Here is a 19143-nt window from a genome sequence, read left to right as displayed (position 1 = left end):
GGGCTCCTGTTAAAAACCGGCGGCGCTGCCGTTGCTGCGCGGATCGCTGGCGCCTTCAAACATGCCATTGCTGTGACGCACAATTGCGCCCGCATGGCCGACAAATTCACTGAAGGCCGGCAGCAGTTCGACCTGATGTCCCCACTGGCGCAGCTGCTCCACCGTTTCCGGTGCCAGGCGGCTCTCCAGTTTGAGCGAGTCGGAAGACTGGCCCCAGGTGCGGCCCAGCAGCCAGCGTGGCGCGCTCACCGCCTGCTGCAGCGGCAGGCCCTGAATCACATGACGGGTAAAAATCGCCGCCTGGGTCTGTGGCTGGCCGTCGCCTCCCATCGAGCCATAAACCAGCGTGCGGCCATCTTTCAGCCGCGCAGCCGCCGGATTCAGGGTATGGAACGGCTGCTTGCCAGGGGCTAGCGCCAGTAGATGATCGGGATCGAGACTGAAGGCCGCACCGCGGTTCTGCCAGGTGATACCGGTGCCGGGCAGCACCACGCCGCTGCCAAATTCGTGATAGATACTCTGAATAAACGATACCGCGAGGCCGCTGCTGTCCATCACGCCCATCCAGACCGTATCGCCCGGCCCGCGGCCGTTGCCCCAGGGCGCCGCCTGGCGATCGTCAATCTGGCTGGCGAGCGTGCGAAGATGATCGCTGTCGAGCAGCGCCTGCAAATCTTCGGTAACGTGACGCGGATCGGTGATGTGTTTGTCACGCAGCGCAAAGGCTTTTTTGGTCGCCTCAACGATGCGGTGGATAGTCTGCGCTTCAGTGGCGTCGCCCATCTCCAGCACGTCGGTGATGCCCAGGATCGCCAGCGACACCATGCCCTGGGTCGGCGGCGTCATATTCCAGATATCGCCTTCGCTGTGTGACAGATGCAGCGGCGTACAGCGGCGGGCGCGCTGCTGTTGCAGATCCTCAAGGGTGATCGGCATACCCAGCGCTGACAGCTCACTGGCGAGATGGCGCGCCAGCGGACCGCGATAGAAACTGTCGAGTCCCTGTTCCGTCAGCTGACACAGCGTTTGCGCCAGCGCTGGCTGAGTAAAGCGGCTGCCCGGTTGCGGCACATCGCCATCGGGCATAAACGTGGCGGCAAAGCCGGGCTGATGCTGCAACTCGTGGCGGAATGTCGTCGTGGCGGCGGTCTGCGAAGCGGTGACCGGAATGCCATCGGCGGCATAACGAATGGCATCGCGCAACAGACGCGCCAGCGGCAGCGGCGTACCGCCCAGCTCCGCGCCCAGCTGTAACGCTTCCTGCCAGCCGCTGACCGTGCCGGCAACGGTTAATGCGGCTTTCGGACCGCGATGCGGGATCTGTTGATGATCGGCGTAAAAGTCGAAGTGGGCCAGCGATCCGGCGGCGCCGCTGGCATCAATCGCGACAGGATCGCCGCCCGGCGGCATAATCAGCCAGAAGCCGTCGCCGCCAAGGCCATTCATGTGCGGATAGACCACGGCGATGGTTGAGGCCGCCGCCACCATCGCTTCAATGGCGTTGCCGCCGTCACGCAGCACCGCCAGCGCACTTTCACTGGCCAGATGGTGCGGCGTCACCGCCATCCCCTGCGGGGCCATATTGCTTTGATTCATGCTTTTCTCGTTCTGTTATCGGGTGACAGAACGGTATACAAAGCAAGAGCTGTTCCAGTTTTCATTCCGGCCGTTATGACAGCCGCGTTAACCTGGCGCAAATTATGCTAGCTTCAGCTGAAACAAAAGTTACAGGACCTGTTATGCAACAGCTTGATGAACGACTCAGAAGCCACTATTCCCAGCTCTCACCGCAAGAGCAGCGTATTGCTGACTTTGTTTTTGACCATTTTGACGATCTGATCAGCTACAACAGCGCCGAGCTGGCGCGGCTCAGCGGCGTGTCGAAAGCCACCGTCAGCCGGTTGTTCAAACGGCTGGGCTATGAAAAGTATAAAGAGATGCGCGATGAGCTGCGTACCCTGCGACAGAGCGGTATGCCGCTGACCGATAACCGCGATGCGGTGCAGGGCAACACCTTGCTGTCGCGCCACTATAAGCAGGAGATGGCTAACCTGACGCAATGGGTCAATAGCCTGGACGCGCAGCATTTCGGCGAGGTGATCCAGCAGCTGGCGCAGGCAAAACGGGTGTTTATCATTGGGATGCGCAACGCTTATCCGGTGGCGCTGCACCTGCGTCAGCAGCTGATGCAGGCGCGGCCGCAGGTGCATATTCTGCCGCAGCCAGGCCAGACGCTGGCCGAGGAGCTGGTGGATATTACGCCGGACGATATGGTGGTGGTGATGGCGTTCCGCCGTCGCACCCGGATGATTCGCCCGCTGATGCAGCAGCTACAAACCGCCGGCATCCCGCTGCTGGCGCTGTGTGAGCCGCAGGCGCAAACGGTGATTGCGCTGGCACGCTGGCAGCTCTGTGCGCCGCTCGACAGCGTCTCGGCCTTTGATAGCTACGCCTCGGCAATGAGCCTGATCAACCTGATCGCCAACGCGCTGCTGCATGAAATGCTGGCGCAGGGCCGCCAGCGCATTCATCAGATTGCCGACCTTTACCAGCAGTTTGACGAGCTGGAGCACCGCTAACAGGCACCGTTTTGGTGCCTTGCCCCATTTTAGTACAACCTTTCCCGACGGCGTATCGCGGCGGATAACGCCGCTTTTCTCACCATCTCATTGCCACTCCACCTTTTTTCTCCCGCTGCGCTGATTGGCACATTAGTTGCAGATTGGAAGCTAAAGAATCTTTTGTTTCACACAATCTCACCGGGGTGCATAATGAAAAAAGTTTTGATGGCGGTTGCCGCAGCGGCATTACTGATGGCACAGGCAGGCAGCGCGCTGGCCGATCAACTGCAGGATATCCAGCAGCGTGGCGTGATCCGCGTGGCTGTGCCCCAGGATTTCCCGCCGTTTGGATCAGTCGGCACGGATCTGCAACCGCAGGGTTACGACATCGACATGGCGAAGTACCTGGCGAAGCAGATGAAACTTAAGTTACAGCTGGTGCCGGTCAGCAGTGCTAACCGGGTGCCTTATCTGCAAACCGACAAGGTCGATCTGGTGATCTCCAGCATGGGCAAAAATGCTGAACGTGAAAAAGTGATCGATTTCACCCGCGCCTACGCGCCGTTCTTCCTTGGCGTCTTTGGGCCGAAGGGCGAAGAGATCAAATCGGCGGCGGCACTCAGCGGCAAGTCGATTGGCGTCACGCGCGGTGCGGTGGAGGATATGGTGCTGAGTGAGGTGGCACCGAAGGACGCCCAGGTAAAACGCTACGAAGATAACAACACCACGCTGTCAGCCTACCTCTCCGGTCAGGTGCAGTATGTGGCGACCGGTAACCTGGTCGTGGCCGCGATTGCCCGCCAGAACCCGGCCAAAGCCCCGGTGGCGCAGTTTATGCTGAAAGATTCGCCCTGCTTTATTGGCCTGAAGAAAGACCAGCCGGCACTGAAAGCGAAGATTGATGCGCTGATTGAGCAGGGTATCAAAGATGGCACCCTGAATAGCCTGTCAGAACAGTGGCTGAAAGCCCCGCTGCCCGCCAGCCTCGGCGCCTGAGGAACGGATAATGATCGGGCAACTTAACTTTCCCGCCCTGTGGCCTTACTGGCCGGAGCTGCTCTCCGGCCTGTGGGTCACCATCCAGTTGACGCTGCTGGCCACCGTCGGCGGCGTCAGCCTCGGCATTGTCGGCGCAGCATTGCGCAGCGGCAAACCGAGCTGGATGAGCCGTCTGTGGGGCGTCTACGTCGAGCTGATCCGCAATACGCCGTTCGTGGTGCAACTGTTCTTCATCGTGTTTGGTCTGCCTAACCTGGGCCTGAAACTCACCGCTGGCGAAGCGGCGCTGCTGGCGATGCTGATCAACCTCGGCGCCTACAGCACCGAGATCATCCGCGCCGGTATTCAGGTGACGCCAAAAGGGCAGTGGGAAGCGGGCCGGGTGCTGGGCTTAACCCGTAGCCAGACCTTTTTGCGGGTGGTGCTGCCACCATCATTGCAGCGCATTTATCCGGCGCTGGTGAGTCAGTGCATCATTGTGATGCTCGGATCGTCGGTGGTGTCGCAGGTCTCCTACGAGGAGCTCACCTTCGCCGCTAACCTGATCCAGTCGCGCACCTTTTTAAGTTTTGAGGTCTATCTGGTGACCACGTTGATCTACCTGGCGTTGTCGATTGCGATGCGTCAGCTGCTGCTGGCCATTGGCCGTAAATGGTTTGGAGTGCAGGCATGATGACAACCTTCACCGACTGGGACATCGTGCGCAACCTGCTGCTGGCGGCGCGCTGGACCCTGCTGCTCTCTCTGGTGGCGTTTGTCGGCGGCACGCTGGTGACGCTGCCGCTGCTGTTTATGCGGCTGCTGCAGCGTAAATGGCTGACGCGCTGGGTGCGCGGCTATACCGCGCTGTTCCAGGGCACGCCGCTGCTGATGCAGCTGTTTCTCGCCTTTTTTGGCGTCGGCCTGTTCGGGATTGACGTCGCGCCCTGGACGGCGGCCTCGCTGGCGCTGACCTTCTACACCAGCGCCTTTCTGGTCGATATCTGGTACGGCAGTATTCGTGCGTTGCCGAAAGGGCAGTGGGAAGCGTCACGCTGTCTTGGCCTGAGCTTCGGTCAGACCCTGGCGCGGGTGATTGCGCCGCAGGCGATCCGCATCGGCATCGCCCCGACCGTGGGCTTCGCTGTGCAGGTGATCAAAGGCACGGCGCTGGCGTCGATTATCGGTTTTATCGAGCTGACCAAAGCCGGCACCATTCTGAACAACGTGACCTACCAGCCATTTAAAGTCTTTGGGCTGGTGGCGCTCGGTTACTTCCTGATGTGTTATCCGCTGTCTCGCTACAGCCAGTATCTGGAGAAAAAATTCAATGCCGCTCATCACCATTAATCAGGTACAAAAATATTACGGCGACAACCATGTGTTGAAAGGCGTGGATCTGGATATCGACATGGGCGAGGTGATCTCGATTATCGGTCGCAGCGGCTCAGGCAAAAGTACCTTGCTGCGCTGCATCAATGGGCTGGAGGGTTATCAGGAAGGCAGCATCAAACTGGGCGGCATGACCATTACCGATCGCGATTCGCAGGCCCGCGAGATCAGCCGTTCAGTCGGCATGGTGTTTCAGAGTTTCAATCTGTTCCCGCACATGACCGCGCTGGAAAACGTGATGCTGGCACCGCGTCGGGTACTGAAAAAGAGCGAGGCGGAGTGCCGGGCGCTGGCGACGCAGATGCTGGAGAAGGTCGGCCTGGGCGAACGCCTCGATTACTATCCCGCCAGCCTCTCTGGCGGCCAGCAGCAGCGGGTAGCAATCGCCCGGGCGCTGGCGATGACGCCGAAAGTTTTACTCTGTGATGAGATCACCTCTGCGCTCGATCCTGAGCTGGTCGGCGAAGTGCTCAAAGTGCTGGAGCAGCTGGCAGCAGAAGGAATGACGCTGATCCTCGTCACCCATGAAATGAACTTCGCCCGCGACGTGGGCGATCGCGTGGTCTTTATGCATCAGGGGCGCGTCTGGGAGCAGGGCGACAGCAAAACGCTGTTTGCACAGCCGCAATCGCCAGAGCTGAAACAGTTTATCTCCTCGGTCCGCCTGTAGGTCTTCAACAAGGAATTTATCATGGATATCACTCGCTACCCGCAACTCAATCCACCGCAACGTCTGCTGATGGGGCCTGGACCGATCAACGCCGATCCGCGCGTGCTGCGCGCCATGTCGAGCCAGCTGCTCGGCCAGTACGATCCCGCCATGACCCACTATATGAATGAGGTAATGGCGCTCTATCGCGGCGTGTTTCGCACTGAAAACCGCTGGACGCTGCTGATTGATGGCACCTCACGCGCCGGGATCGAGGCGATTCTGCTCTCCGCCATCCGGCCCGGTGACAAAGTGCTGGTGCCGGTGTTTGGCCGCTTTGGTCATCTGCTGTGTGAAATCGCCCGCCGCTGCCGCGCCGAGGTCCACACCATTGAGGTGCCGTGGGGCGAAGTTTTTACTCCGGATCAGATTGAAGATGCGATCAAAAAGGTGCGGCCACGGCTGCTGCTGACGGTGCAGGGCGACACCTCTACCACCATGCTGCAACCGCTGGCGCAGCTGGGCGCGATTTGCAAACAGTATGGCGTGCTGTTCTACACCGATGCCACCGCGTCGCTGGCGGGTAATGCGCTGGAAACCGATGCCTGGGGGCTGGATGCGGTCTCAGCCGGGATGCAGAAGTGCCTCGGCGGGCCATCCGGCACCTCGCCGATCACCCTGAGCGAACAGATGGAAGCGGTGATCCGCAAGCGGAAGTGCGTCGAGCAGGGGATCCGCACCGCCGCGCATCAGGATGGCGAAGAGGAGATGATCTACTCCAACTATTTTGATCTCGGCATGATCATGGATTACTGGGGACCGGAGCGGCTTAATCATCATACAGAGGCGACCAGTGCGCTGTTTGGCGCCCGCGAATGTGCCCGTCTGATCCTGCAGGAAGGGCTGGATAACGGCATCGCCCGCCACAAACTGCACGGAGAGGCGCTGCTGAAAGGGATTCAGGGCATGGGCCTGGAGACCTTTGGCGATCTGCAACACAAAATGAATAACGTGCTGGGCGTGATGATCCCGTCCGGCGTGAACGGCGACCAGGTGCGCAAGCTGATGCTGGAAGATTTCGGCATTGAGATTGGCACCTCGTTTGGCCCGCTGCACGGTAAGGTGTGGCGCATCGGCACCATGGGTTATAACGCGCGTAAAGATTGCGTGATGCAGACGCTGGCGGCGCTGGAAACGGTGCTGACCTATCTGGGCTATCGCACGCCGCAGGGCGCTGCCCCGCAGGCGGCCTGGGACTACTACGGGAGCCAGGCATGATGATGAATGCCAGCGAAGCCCACGCCGCCGCGCAGCGCGTCATGGCGCGCTGTGATGCGCTGGCAGCGATCAGCGAAACGGCGCAGGGACTGACGCGCGTCTATCTGTCGCCAGAGCATCTGCGCGCCAACGCCTGCGTAGGCGAGTGGATGGCCGCCGCCGGAATGCAGGTATGGCAGGATGCGGTCGGCAATATCTGTGGTCGCTATGAAGCCGCGCAAGCCGGCGCGCCCGCCTTGCTGCTGGGCTCGCATCTCGACACGGTGCGTAACGCCGGTCGCTACGACGGGATGCTGGGCGTGCTGAGCGCCATCGAAACCGTGCAGTGGCTGCATCAGCACCAGCAGCGTTTGCCGCTGGCGATTGAGGTGATCGGTTTTTGCGATGAAGAGGGTACGCGCTTTGGCATTACGCTGCTCGGCAGTCGCGGCATTACCGGCAGCTGGCCGCAGAGCTGGGTAACCCATCCTGACGGCAACGGCATTACCGTGGCGCAGGCGATGGCGGATGTCGGGCTCGACAGCCGTGAAATCGCCTCAGCGGCGCGTCGGGTTGAGGATATTGTCGGCTACCTTGAATTGCACATTGAGCAGGGACCCTGCCTGGAGCAGGCGGATCTGCCATTGGGTGTGGTGACGGCGATCAACGGTGCGCGTCGGCTCAACTGCCGTTTCATCGGCGAAGCCGGTCATGCGGGCACGGTACCGATGGCCCACCGCAAAGATGCGCTGGCCGCCGCTGCCGAATGGATGGTGTTTATTGAGCAGGCGACCCGTGAGCAGGACCCGCAGCTGGTCGCCACCGTCGGTACAATTAACTGCGCGCCGGGTGCGGTGAACGTCATCCCTGGCGAGGTATCGCTGTCGCTGGACGTGCGCGGGCCGCAGGACAATCCGCTGGAAGCGCTGCTCTCCAGCCTGTTAACCCAGGCAGAGGCGATTGCGCTGCGTCGCGGACTCCACTTTGAGGCGAACGAATATTACCGCATCGGGGCCACCGCCTGTGACTCCGCGCTGCAACAGGCGCTGAGTCATGCGGTGGAAACGGTACAGGGACGCAGCCTGTCGCTGCCAAGCGGCGCGGGCCATGATGCGATCGCGATTGCCGAACGCTGGCCGGTCGGGATGCTGTTTGTGCGTAATCACCGCGGCATCAGCCACCATCCGGCGGAGTCGGTAGCGGTGAACGACGTCGCCCCGGCGCTGCAGGCCTATCTGCAGGCGGTTTGTCTGATAGCTGAACGGAGCTGAGCATGGAATTAACCCTCTTTAATCAGTTACCGGCGGAGCAGGCGCTGGCGGCGATTGCCCACTGTGTGGCGATCCCACACTGGCAGCAGGCGCTGGTGGCGGCGCGGCCCTATCCTTCAGTGGCGGCGCTGCTCGCCACCGGCGACAGTCTGGCGCGTCAGTGGCAGAGCGATGATTTACAGGCGGCGCTGGCTGCCCATCCGCGTATCGGCGAGCGGGCCAGCGGCAGCGACAAACAGGCCACCCTGTCGCGCGGTGAACAGTCCGCCATGCAGCAGGCCGATCGGTCGCTGCAGCAGGCGATGCAGCAGGGCAATCAGGCTTATGAGGCGCGTTTTGGCCGGGTGTTTTTAATCCGCGCCAAAGGACGGAGTGCAGAGCAGATGCTGGCGGAATTGCAGCGTCGGTTACAGAATGATCAACAGGCTGAGCAGCAGGAAGCGCTGGATCAGCTGCGGGAAATTACCCTGTTACGCCTGGAGGAGAGTATTGAATGAGCACCGTCACCACCCATATTCTTGATACGGCGCTAGGCAAACCGGCCAGCGGCGTGGCGATTTCGCTGGAGCAAAACAGCCCGGAAGGATGGTTTCCGATTTCTCAGGGCGAGACCGACAGCGACGGTCGTCTGAAAACCTTAACCCCGGAACCTCTGGCGCCAGGCCACTATCGCTTAACGGCGGAGATTGGCGACTATTTTGCCGCCGCCGGTCGGGATGCGCTCTACGTCAGCGCCCAGATCGATTTTGTCATTGCCGAGGCGGGCAGCCATTTCCATCTGCCGTTCCTGATCTCGCCGTGGTCGTGGTCAACCTATCGCGGCAGCTGATCGTCTCCCCTGAACCTCAGCCGGGTCGTTTACAATGAAAAACGATCCGCATCCTGCCACGCCGGGAAGCGTTCACGATAGGCATTGAGCGCCTCCAGCGACAGCTCCGCATCCAGCCGGGCGCGCTGGAACGGCTCGGCGGCACTGAGGATCTCACCCTGCGGCGAAATAATCTGGCTGTCGCCGCGGTACTGATGCTGGTTGCCGTCACTGCCGACCCGGTTACAGCCCGCCACGTAAGCCTGATTTTCAATCGCGCGCGCCAACAGCAGCGCCTGCCAGTGCAACGCACGCGGCGCAGGCCAGTTGGCGACGTACAGCGCCAGATCGTAGTCGTTGCGATTACGCGAAAAGACCGGGAAACGCAGGTCGTAACAGATTTGCGGCAGAATGCGCCAGCCGCGCCATTCCACAATCTGACGCTGCTCGCCGGGCAGATAGTGATGATGCTCGTCCGCCATGCGAAACAGATGCCGCTTGTCATACTGATGCAGCGTGCCGTCCGGCTCGACCAGTAAAAAGCGATTTACCGCGCCGTTTTCGGTCTGGATCGCGGCACTGCCGCCGATCAGGGCGTCAGTCTGCCGGGCGTGCTGCTGCAGCCACTCCACTACCTGTGCCTGCGGCAGCGAATTTTTTGCCGCCTCCATCGCAAAGCCGGTGGTAAACATCTCCGGCAGCAGAATTAAATCGCGTCCGGTGATGCCAGCCAGTTGCTGATCAAAATGGCGCAGATTGGCTTCGCCATCCATCCAGCTCAGTGTTTCCTGCAATAGGGTGATGTTTAAAGCTGACATAGGCGCTCCGCGGCGGCATCCAGCGTCGCCGGCTGTTTAGCGAAACAGAGGCGAATCAGTTTATGAGGAAAGGGATCGGCGCAGAACACCGACAGCGGTATCGCCGCCACACCCACCTCTTTGGTCAGCCACTGGCAGAAACTGACATCGTCCAGATCGGAGATCGCGCTGTAATCCACCAGTAAAAAATAGGTGCCTTCGCACGGCAGCACGTTGAAGCGGCTGTGCTGCAATCCGGCGATCAGCTGGTCGCGCCGTGCCTGATAAAACGCTGGCAGCTCGCGATAATGTTCCGGCTGGTGGCGCAGCATATCGGCAATCGCCAGCTGCGCCGGGGTATTCACCGAAAAGGTCAGATACTGATGCACCTTGCGTACTTCAGCGCTGATTGCCGCAGGCGCAATGCAGTAACCCACTTTCCAGCCGGTCATATGGAAGGTTTTACCAAACGATGAGACGGCAATGGCGCGCTGACGCAGTTCAGGATGGGCCAGCACGCTGGCGTGACCGGCCGGATCGAAGCAGATATGCTCATACACTTCGTCGCTCAGCACATAGACTGGCAGCCCGGCAATAGCCTGCCACAGCGCGGCATAATCCTCGCGCTGCCAGACGGTGGCCGACGGATTGTGCGGCGTATTCAGGATTACCAGCCGGGTTTTGTCACTCAGCAGTGCACTAAAAGCCGTCCAGTCAACGCGAAAAGCCGGTGGCTGCAGGGGGATGCGCTTCAGCACGCCACCCGACAGTTCAACCGCCGGCGCATAACTGTCATAGCTGGGGTCGAAACAGATCACCTCATCGCCCGGCCTGATCAGCGCGGTAATCGCCGCATACAGCGCTTCCGTCGCCCCGGCCGTGACCGTAATCTCCTGATCCACATCCGGACGATAGTCATAAAGCGCCGCGGTCTTCTCCGCAATCGCCTCGCGTAACGGCAACGCACCGGTCATCGGCGCATACTGGTTCGCGCCCTGGCTAACGTGATACGCCAGCCGCTGCTGCAAATAGTCCGGTCCGTTAAAATCAGGGAAGCCCTGAGAAAGGTTGATGGCGTTGTGCTGCTGCGCCAGCGCACTCATCTGGCTAAAAATAGTGGTCCCAAGCGCCGGAAGTTTGCTCTCGGGAATCAGGTTGTGCTGCGTCATGGTTATCTGGCCTTCAGCGCGAATGTCGATGCGGAGTCACCCGGTGTTTGTGCCACTATAAACAGGATGGTAGTATTTGGCAATCGAGACGCTTAGACGGCTAAATGCGTCATGCTACGCACCTCAGCGGCGTTGGCTGCGTTTGCTCCTGCCGTCATGCTCCGCGCGTCAGCGGCGTTGGTTGCGCTTGCTTACCCCGGTCACTGACTGATGTCAGCTCGCGGGGATAAGCGCACTTACCGCCTTGCTGACACACGGATCATTTGGCAGGAGCGTGAGTCTTACTCCTTAAGAATGTAGCAAACATAACCTGTTGTATTTTAGAGGCCGTTACCGTTATCTGAGTCACCAGGCATCACATTCCACCGCAAGGAAATATTTGGCAGGGGCGTGAGTCTTATTCATTAAGAATGTAGCAAACATAACCTGTTGTATTTTAGAGGCCGTTACCGTTATCTGAGTCACCAGACATCACATTCCACCGCAAGGAAACTCTATGTCGGATATTCACCCGTTAGATCAACTGGTCGCCGCCTGTCACTGGATTGGCGCGAAGGGCTGGGCACCCGCGACCGGCGGTAATATGTCTGTGCGTCAGGATGCGCAGATCTGCCTGCTGAGCGAATCGGGTAAAGATAAAGGCACGCTGACCCGCGATGACTTTATTCAGGTTGATATTGCTACCAGCCAGGCGCTGTCAGGCCGTAAGCCGTCGGCGGAAACCGGCCTGCATACGCTGATCTATCGGCTCTTCCCCGAGGCGGGCGCGGTGCTGCACACCCACACCGTCAATGCGACGGTGTTATCGCGGGTCGAGCAGGGCGCTGCGCTGCTGCTGCACGGCTATGAGATGCAGAAAACCCTCACCGGTCAGCATAATCATCTGGATACTGTGGCCATTCCGGTGTTCGACAACTGTCAGGATATTCCGGCGCTGGCGTCGGAAATTGAAGATTACGCCGCCCGGTTTCCGCTGCGCTATGGCTTCCTGCTGCGCGGTCACGGCTTAACCTGCTGGGGCCGTGATGTCAGCGAAGCGCGTCGCCAGCTGGAAGGGCTGGAATTTTTATTTGAATGTGAACGTCAACGTCGCCTGCTGGAGAACGCATGATCCGCGCCATTGTTACCGATATTGAAGGCACCACCAGCGATATCCGCTTTGTCCATAACATCCTGTTTCCGTACGCGCGTCAGCATCTGGCGACTTTCCTGCGTGACCAGCAGCAGCAACCAGAAGTGCAGGCTGCGCTTCAGGCGGTGCGGGATGAGGTCGATCAGCCGCAGGCCGATCTCGCCACCCTGACGCAGATCCTGTTCAGCTTTATGGATCAGGATCGCAAATCTACCGGCCTGAAAGCGCTGCAGGGGATGATCTGGCGCGACGGCTATCTCAACGGCAGTTTTACCGGACATCTCTATCCCGATGTGCTGCCTGCGCTGACCGCCTGGCAGGCGCAAGGCCTTAAACTCTATGTATATTCCTCAGGCTCGGTGGCGGCGCAGAAATTGTTATTTGGCTACAGCGACGAAGGTGATATTACTGGCTTATTTAGCGGCTACTTCGATACTCATGTCGGCGCGAAACGTGACGTCACAGCGTATCACACCATTGCCGCACAGATTGGCCTGCCAGCCGAACAGCTGCTGTTCCTGTCGGATATCCATCAGGAACTGGATGCGGCTGCTCAGGCCGGCTGGCATACCCTGCAGTTGATACGCGGTGAGGCGGATGGCGAAAGCCGCCACCGTCAGGTCACTGATTTTTCTGAGATTAAACCGGAGTCGATTTAGAATGAGTGCACTGACTATTTTTACCGACAGCGAAGCCAGCCAGCCGATATGGCACAGCACCGAGGCAGAAGCGATTCGTGAGCGACTGAATGCCAAAGGCGTTCGTTTTGAGCGCTGGGAAGCCGATCGCGATTTGGGTGAAAATCCGGACCCCGAAACGGTGATCAACGCCTATCAGCACGCTATCGATCGGCTGGTGGCGGAGAAGGGCTATCAGAGCTGGGACGTGATCAGCATGCGCGCCGATAATCCGCAGAAAACCGTGCTGCGCGAAAAGTTTCTTTCCGAGCATACCCACGGCGAAGATGAGGTGCGTTTCTTTGTTGAGGGTGCCGGACTCTTTTGCCTGCATCTGGATGGCGAAATCCTGCAGATCCTGTGCGAAAAGAACGATCTGATCTCAGTGCCGGCCGGCACGCCACACTGGTTTGATATGGGATCGTCACCGCATTTCACCGCCATCCGGATTTTTGATAATCAGGAAGGCTGGGTGGCGAACTTTACCGGCGATAAGATTGCGGATGCTTATCCGCGTCTGGCGTAATCGGTCAGATCCTATCGGTGATCCCGCTGAGCGCAGCGGGATCACCGGCTGACTTACTGTGGCTGGAAAATCCCGGCCTGAACCTGCTCAGGTGTCACCACGCCGGTGTCCAGCACCCAGCCGCTGATCAGGGCGGCTGGCGTCACATCAAACGCCGGGTTATAGACGTTCGCCGCTTCAGGCGCCCACTGCACGCTACCAAAACTGCCAGCCACGCCGGTCACTTCGCTGGCGGCGCGCTGCTCGATCGGGATCGCTGCGCCGTTCGGGCATCCGCGATCTAGGGTGGTGTGCGGCGCGGCAACGTAAAACGGGATCTGATGGTAGTGTGCCAGCACCGCGAGGCTGTAAGTGCCGATCTTATTGGCAACGTCGCCGTTGGCGGCAATCCGGTCCGCGCCGACCCACACTGCATCCACCTGTTTAGTGGCCATCAGGCTGGCGGCCATGCTGTCGGTAATCAGGGTATAAGGAACCGCCAGTTCGCCCAGCTCCCACGCGGTTAACCGACCACCCTGTAACAGCGGGCGGGTTTCATCCACCCAGACATTATTAACCCGGCCCTGCTGATGAGCGCGAACAATCACTCCCAGCGCGGTGCCGACGCCCGCCGTTGCCAGCCCGCCGGTGTTGCAGTGGGTCAGCAACTGGCTGCCAGGTTTCACCAGCGCGCTGCCTGCGGTGGCAATCGCTTCGCACAGTTGCTTATCTTCTTCGACCAGCCGCCAGGCTTCTTCTGCCAGCGCGGTCGCGAACGCCGGCTGCGCCAGCGCCTGTTTCATCCGATCGAGGTTGTTCATCAGATTGACGGCGGTAGGGCGGGCGGCACGCAGGATCGCCAGCGACTCTGCCAGTTGCGTCTGGCTCTGACCCTGTTCTGCCAGCAACGCCAGCAGCAATGAGGCGGAAAGGCCAATCAGCGGCGCACCGCGTACCCGCAACGCGTGAATATGCTCAACCAGCTGCGCGACGCTGTGCGCCGGCAGCCAGTTTTTTTGCTGCGGTAATGCCTGCTGATCGAGTATCCAGAGCTGATTGTCACGAACCTGTAAGCTGGTGGTCTGAAGAGTCTGCATGGTGGGTTAAATCCCTGTTGCGTTAATGTCGGTTATTGTGCCAACATGCTCGGCGGATGTATAGACGTCTGAACGGCTTTTACACCGGGATTATTCCGCCTTCGAATGATGAGGAACAGGCAATGTCGCAATACCGTACCTTCACCGCTGCTGACGCGGTGGACTATGCCCGACAATTTGGCGGGCTGGACGATCCCTCCGTCCTGAGCCGTGCCGAAGAGATTGGCGACGGCAACCTCAACCTGGTGTTTAAAATTTATGATAACCAGGGCAACAGCCGGGTGGTGGTCAAGCAGGCACTGCCGTACGTGCGCTGTGTCGGTGAGTCCTGGCCTCTGACGCTGGATCGGGCGCGGCTTGAAGCGCAGACCCTGGTCGAGCATTACAAATATTGTCCGCAGCACACGGTGCAGATTACCCATTACGACGCGGATCTGGCGGTGATGGTAATGGAAGATCTCTCCAGCCATCATATCTGGCGCAGCGAGCTGGTGAAGGGCGTTCACTACCCTGACGCGCCACGGCAGCTGGGCGAGTATCTGGCGCAGACCCTGTTTCACACCTCCGATTTCGTGCTGCATCCGCATCACAAGAAAGCGGAAGTGGCGCGCTTTATTAATCCGGAAATGTGCGAAATCACCGAAGATCTCTTCTTTAACGATCCCTACACCGATCATCCGCGCAACAGCTATCCGGCAGCGCTGGAGCCGCTGGTTGACAGCCTGCGTCACGATGATGCGCTGCGTATTGCGGTGGCCGGTCTCAAGCACCGCTTCTTCGCCCACGCCGAAGCTCTGCTGCATGGCGATATTCACAGCGGATCGATTTTCGTCGCAGACGGCAGCCTGAAGGCGATTGATGCGGAATTTGGCTATTTCGGACCGATAGGCTTTGACGTCGGCACCGCGCTTGGCAACCTGCTGATCAATTACTGTGGCTTGCCTGGCCTGCTGCCACCGCGTGAAGCGGCTGATGGGCGCGAACAACGCCTCAGCGATGTGCATCGCGTCTGGACAACCTTCTCCAGCCGTTTCCAGGCGCTGGCTGCCGAGAAAACGGCTGACGTGGCGCTGGCCTATCCCGGCTATGTCGGGGCGTTTCTGCGCAAAGTATGGGCGGATACTATCGGCTACTGCGGAACCGAACTGATTCGCCGCACGGTAGGCATGTCACACGTGGCGGATATGAAGCTGATTGCCGATCCGGCGATGCGCACTGACTGCATCCGTAACGCGATTAACCTTGGACGCACGCTGATTCTGGCGGCCGATCACGTTGAAGATGCCGATGCGCTGATTGCCCGCATCCGTCAGGCAGGATAAAAAAGACCGACGTGATGTCGGCCTTGAGATAAAACAAAGATTGTCGGCGATGAGGGTGTGCCCGCGCCGGAAACACCATCAGATTAAACGTTAAAGCCATCCCTGGCTCGCGCTGAGCGTGCCAGGGATGGCTTTTTTGCCTCTTTACGGAGGGCGTCGCTGAATTAACGGGCCGACATCACATCGGCCCGCAACCTTATGCCGCCTCGCTGGCGCGTGGCGAAGCGGATTGTGGTTTCTTCTCCGGCACCGGCACTGCCAGCGCATCCGCTTCAAACTCATCCACATTGATAGAACGCAGGCGGCTGGTTTCAGCGCGGCGCAATATCTCTGCTTCTTTATCGTCAATCCAGCCCTGCTCCAGCGCCCGTTTTGCCAGCTCATCCAGCCGGGTAAAGGAGAGATGCTGCTTGTGCTGTTTGCTCAGTCTGTCGTGAATCACTTCTGCGGCCATCACATCCTGCAACGCCTGTTCCAGCTGACCGGCCGGATTATTTTCCACCGACGCCAGATACTGTCCGCGTCCCAGACGGGTACGGGTGGCAGACGGCAGCTGCAGTATTTTTGCCAGCTGATGATCCAGACGATCGGACGGGGCCGGGCAGTGGTGGCCACCGGCAAAAATCACCAGCCGTAATGCGCCTGCCACCATCCGGTTAGGGAAGTTGCGCAGCAGGTCATCGATCGCCACTTCCGCCTGATGCAGCGCATCCTGAACGCCCCAGTGCACCAGCGGCAGGTCCGCTTCATTGCGGCCTTCGTCATCGTAGCGTTTCAGGGTGGCAGAGGCCAGATAGAGCTGGCTCAGAACATCACCCAGTCGCGCCGAAATGCGTTCACGGCGTTTCAGGCTGCCGCCCAGCACCGCCATTGAGACATCCGACAGCAACGCGAGGTTAGCGCTGATGCGGTTGAGCTGCTGATAATAGCGGCGCGTGGCATCGCGGGTTGGGGTCGCGCTGGTGCGTCCGCCAGTTAAACCGAGCCACAGGCTGCGTACCTGATTACTGCCGACGTGGCCGATATGGCTGAACAGCGCCCGATCAAAGGCGTTAACGTCGTTACTCGCCGCGGCCGCCATCTCCTGCAGAATATAAGGATGGCAACGAATAGCGCCCTGACCGAAGATGATCATGCTGCGGGTTAAGATGTTGGCCCCTTCAACGGTAATGGCGATCGGTGCACCCTGATAGGTGCGTGCCAGGAAGTTGCTGTTGCCGAGCATAATGCCTTTACCCCCGGCAATATCCATCGCGTCGATGATCGCCCGCTGACCACGATGGGTGCAGTGATATTTCACAATCGCCGACAGCACCGCCGGTTTTTCGCCCTGCATAATGCCCGCGGTGATCAGCGTCGCCGCCGCATCCATCACGTAGGCGTTACCGGCGATACGCGCCAGCGGCTCTTCAATCCCTTCCATTTTACCGATCGACAGTCTGAACTGACGGCGGATATGGGCATAGGCCCCAATCGCCAGCGCCGCGCTTTTCAGGCTGCCGGTCGAGTTGGATGGCAGAGTGATGCCGCGACCCACTGACAGACATTCAACCAGCATACGCCAGCCCTGTCCGGCCATTTCCGGTCCGCCGATGATGTAATCGATCGGCACGAAAATATCCTTGCCGCGCGTCGGACCGTTCTGGAACGGCACGTTCAGCGGGAAGTGACGATGACCGATCTCGACGCCGGGGGTGTTAGTCGGGATCAGCGCGCAGGTAATGCCCGGACTGGCGTTGTCGCTGAGCAGATGGTCGGGATCGGAGAGTTTAAATGCCAGCCCCAGCACGGTGGCGATCGGTGCCAGCGTAATGTAGCGTTTGTTCCAGGTCAGCCGCATACCCAGCACCTGCTGACCCTGCCATTCACCCATGCAGACCACGCCGGTATCGGGAATCGCACCGGCATCTGAACCCGCTTCCGGGCTGGTCAGGGCGAAGCAGGGGATCTCTTCACCTCGCGCCAGACGCGGTAAATAGTGGTTTTTCTGTTTTTCAGTACCGTAGTGCTGCAGCAGTTCGCCCGGACCGAGTGAGTTCGGTACGCCAACGGTAATCGCCAGAATGCCCGATACGCCCGCCAGTTTCTGCAACACGCGCGCCTGAGCGTAGGCGGAAAACTCCAGCCCGCCATACTCTTTTTTGATGATCATGGCGAAGAAGCGATGCTGTTTCAGATAAGCCCACAGTTCCGGCGGCAGATCGGCCAATTCATGGGTAATCTGGAAATCATTCGCCATCCGGCACGCTTCTTCAACCGGACCATCCAGGAAGGCCTGCTCATCTGGCGTCAGGCGAGGCTGCGGATAGTTGTGCAGCTTCTGCCAGTCCGGTTTGCCCTGAAACAGATCGCCTTCCCACCAGGTGGTACCGGCATCGATCGCCTCTTTCTCGGTGCGTGACATCGGCGGCATCACCTGCTGAAAACGCTGCAACATCGGTTTTGAGAACAGGTTGCGGCGCAGCGACGGCAGGTTAAACGGCAGCAGAATAATTGCCAGCGGCAGCAGCAGCCACGGCGTCCAGAGATGTGCGGCCGCCATCGCTGCGGTCCACAGCAGCAGAATCAGGCTGCTCAGCCGCAATGACAGGCGGTGATAGAACAGGGCGCCAATCAGCACCACCGTGGCAAGTATCGAAACAACCATCATAATGAACCACTCCATAAGAAGTAAGAGGTCTGACCTGTTATGCATAGAGGTTTAGAATAGTTGGCTGTTTTTATCAATTCGTTTACATCGCAATTACAACCTGACTCACAAAATCAATTTTTCGACCCGTTTCGCTTCCGGCTGTGCAGAGATAATGCCAGCGGCAGTCGGGTGGGGATGGCGTGATGCTTTGCGCTGCCCGGCCATTCCGTTAAACTTGCTGCGATTAACCTCTCCTAAAAAAGGACACGCCTATGTACCAGGACATCATCCGCTCTGAGCTTAACGAAGCCGCTGATACGCTAAATAAATTCCTTAGCGATGACGCCAATATCCATGCGATCCAGCGTGCTGCGGTGCTGCTGGCAGACAGCTTTAAGGCGGGCGGCAAGGTGCTCTCCTGCGGCAACGGTGGGTCGCACTGCGACGCGATGCATTTTGCTGAAGAGCTGACCGGCCGCTATCGTGAAAATCGTCCTGGCTATCCGGCGATCGCCATTTCAGACGTCAGCCATCTCTCCTGCGTCAGTAATGACTTCGGCTACGATTATGTGTTCTCACGCTACATTGAAGCGGTAGGCCGTCCGGGCGACGTGCTGCTGGGGCTCTCCACCTCCGGTAACTCTGCCAACATTATCAAGGCGATTGAGGCGGCACGGGCGCAGGGGATGAAAGTGATCACCCTGACCGGCAAAGATGGCGGTAAGATGGCGGGCAGTGCCGATATTGAAATCCGGGTGCCGCACTTTGGCTATGCCGATCGCATTCAGGAGATCCACATTAAAGTGATCCATATCCTGATGCTGCTGATTGAAAAAGAGATGGTGAAGTAACTCGTTAGCCTCTCGCCTGGCGGGAGGCGTCTGACTCTAAGGCGG

At 59.4% G+C, this 19143-nt stretch carries 19 protein-coding genes; 14 read left to right on the top strand and 5 right to left on the bottom strand.

Annotated features, from left to right (window positions below; translation table 11 throughout):
* Nucleotides 1–9: 9 nt before the first annotated feature.
* Complete coding sequence (locus LZU96_RS16265) at nt 10–1596, bottom strand: gamma-glutamyltransferase family protein (protein ID WP_233985216.1); 1587 nt, start codon at nt 1594–1596, stop codon at nt 10–12.
* A 143-nt stretch (nt 1597–1739) separates the two neighbouring features.
* On the opposite strand from LZU96_RS16265, the gene hpxU reads away from it, so the two are divergent.
* The 9 genes from hpxU (at nt 1740) to uraH (ending at nt 8937) form a co-directional block, all read left to right on the top strand.
* Nucleotides 1740–2579, top strand: coding sequence for a MurR/RpiR family transcriptional regulator HpxU (hpxU, locus tag LZU96_RS16260; RefSeq protein WP_031374964.1), 840 nt, complete (start codon nt 1740–1742; stop codon nt 2577–2579).
* Nucleotides 2580–2771: 192 nt separating this feature from the next.
* Nucleotides 2772–3557, top strand: a complete 786-nt coding sequence (locus tag LZU96_RS16255) for a transporter substrate-binding domain-containing protein (RefSeq protein ID WP_233985215.1) — start codon at nt 2772–2774, stop codon at nt 3555–3557.
* 10 nt (nt 3558–3567) lie between these two features.
* The gene (locus LZU96_RS16250; RefSeq protein ID WP_233985214.1) at nt 3568–4233 is read left to right on the top strand and encodes an amino acid ABC transporter permease; all 666 of its coding nucleotides are present in this window, start codon (nt 3568–3570) and stop codon (nt 4231–4233) included.
* The gene (locus LZU96_RS16245) at nt 4233–4889 is read left to right on the top strand and encodes an amino acid ABC transporter permease (RefSeq protein ID WP_233988218.1); all 657 of its coding nucleotides are present in this window, start codon (nt 4233–4235) and stop codon (nt 4887–4889) included. Before LZU96_RS16250 ends, LZU96_RS16245 begins: the two co-directional genes overlap by 1 nt.
* Complete coding sequence (locus LZU96_RS16240) at nt 4870–5601, top strand: amino acid ABC transporter ATP-binding protein (protein WP_233985213.1); 732 nt, start codon at nt 4870–4872, stop codon at nt 5599–5601. The genes LZU96_RS16245 and LZU96_RS16240 overlap by 20 nt, the downstream gene beginning before the upstream one ends.
* Before the next feature lie 21 nt (nt 5602–5622).
* A complete protein-coding gene (locus LZU96_RS16235; protein WP_233985212.1) occupies nt 5623–6858 on the top strand; it encodes a pyridoxal-phosphate-dependent aminotransferase family protein in 1236 nt (411 codons plus the stop codon).
* Entirely contained in the window at nt 6855–8108 is a 1254-nt protein-coding gene (hpxK, locus tag LZU96_RS16230; RefSeq protein WP_233985211.1) for an allantoate amidohydrolase, read from the top strand. Before LZU96_RS16235 ends, hpxK begins: the two co-directional genes overlap by 4 nt.
* Before the next feature lie 2 nt (nt 8109–8110).
* The gene (gene uraD / locus LZU96_RS16225) at nt 8111–8605 is read left to right on the top strand and encodes a 2-oxo-4-hydroxy-4-carboxy-5-ureidoimidazoline decarboxylase (protein WP_233985210.1); all 495 of its coding nucleotides are present in this window, start codon (nt 8111–8113) and stop codon (nt 8603–8605) included.
* The gene (uraH, locus tag LZU96_RS16220; RefSeq protein ID WP_233985209.1) at nt 8602–8937 is read left to right on the top strand and encodes a hydroxyisourate hydrolase; all 336 of its coding nucleotides are present in this window, start codon (nt 8602–8604) and stop codon (nt 8935–8937) included. Before uraD ends, uraH begins: the two co-directional genes overlap by 4 nt.
* A 29-nt stretch (nt 8938–8966) precedes the next feature.
* Here the strand turns inward: uraH and LZU96_RS16215 are convergent, their stop codons facing one another.
* Nucleotides 8967–9734 carry an amidohydrolase gene (locus LZU96_RS16215; protein WP_233985208.1) on the bottom strand — a complete coding sequence of 256 codons (768 nt, stop codon included), beginning with the start codon at nt 9732–9734 and terminating at the stop codon, nt 8967–8969.
* Complete coding sequence (locus tag LZU96_RS16210; RefSeq protein WP_233985207.1) at nt 9722–10882, bottom strand: pyridoxal phosphate-dependent aminotransferase; 1161 nt, start codon at nt 10880–10882, stop codon at nt 9722–9724. The genes LZU96_RS16215 and LZU96_RS16210 overlap by 13 nt, the downstream gene beginning before the upstream one ends.
* A 496-nt stretch (nt 10883–11378) precedes the next feature.
* Between LZU96_RS16210 and LZU96_RS16205 the strand changes: the two genes are divergently transcribed.
* Genes LZU96_RS16205 through LZU96_RS16195 form a run of 3 tightly spaced genes read left to right on the top strand, consistent with a single transcriptional unit; the run spans nt 11379 to nt 13217 of the window.
* A complete protein-coding gene (locus tag LZU96_RS16205; RefSeq protein ID WP_233985206.1) occupies nt 11379–11993 on the top strand; it encodes a methylthioribulose 1-phosphate dehydratase in 615 nt (204 codons plus the stop codon).
* Nucleotides 11990–12673, top strand: coding sequence for an acireductone synthase (gene mtnC, locus LZU96_RS16200; RefSeq protein ID WP_233985205.1), 684 nt, complete (start codon nt 11990–11992; stop codon nt 12671–12673). The genes LZU96_RS16205 and mtnC overlap by 4 nt, the downstream gene beginning before the upstream one ends.
* Before the next feature lies 1 nt (nt 12674).
* Nucleotides 12675–13217, top strand: coding sequence for a 1,2-dihydroxy-3-keto-5-methylthiopentene dioxygenase (locus LZU96_RS16195; RefSeq protein ID WP_233985204.1), 543 nt, complete (start codon nt 12675–12677; stop codon nt 13215–13217).
* 53 nt (nt 13218–13270) lie between these two features.
* Here the strand turns inward: LZU96_RS16195 and mtnA are convergent, their stop codons facing one another.
* A complete protein-coding gene (gene mtnA, locus LZU96_RS16190) occupies nt 13271–14293 on the bottom strand; it encodes an S-methyl-5-thioribose-1-phosphate isomerase (RefSeq protein WP_233985203.1) in 1023 nt (340 codons plus the stop codon).
* Nucleotides 14294–14415: 122 nt separating this feature from the next.
* Here mtnA and mtnK point away from each other — a divergent pair, with 122 nt between their 5' ends.
* Nucleotides 14416–15615, top strand: a complete 1200-nt coding sequence (gene mtnK, locus LZU96_RS16185; RefSeq protein ID WP_233985202.1) for an S-methyl-5-thioribose kinase — start codon at nt 14416–14418, stop codon at nt 15613–15615.
* 196 nt (nt 15616–15811) lie between these two features.
* Here mtnK and fadE read toward each other — a convergent pair whose 3' ends face one another.
* Nucleotides 15812–18265: an acyl-CoA dehydrogenase FadE gene (fadE, locus tag LZU96_RS16180; protein WP_233985201.1), complete on the bottom strand. Its 2454-nt coding sequence runs from the start codon at nt 18263–18265 to the stop codon at nt 15812–15814.
* Nucleotides 18266–18519: 254 nt separating this feature from the next.
* Here fadE and lpcA point away from each other — a divergent pair, with 254 nt between their 5' ends.
* A complete protein-coding gene (gene lpcA / locus LZU96_RS16175) occupies nt 18520–19098 on the top strand; it encodes a D-sedoheptulose 7-phosphate isomerase (protein ID WP_003851153.1) in 579 nt (192 codons plus the stop codon).
* The last annotated feature ends 45 nt before the right edge of the window (nt 19099–19143 follow it).

This window comes from Pantoea agglomerans (genome assembly GCF_021397715.1).
GTDB classification, from domain to species: Bacteria; Pseudomonadota; Gammaproteobacteria; order Enterobacterales; family Enterobacteriaceae; genus Pantoea; species Pantoea astica.
The sequence above is the reverse complement of the archived record's forward strand: the minus strand, read 5'-3'. Positions and strand labels throughout refer to the sequence as shown.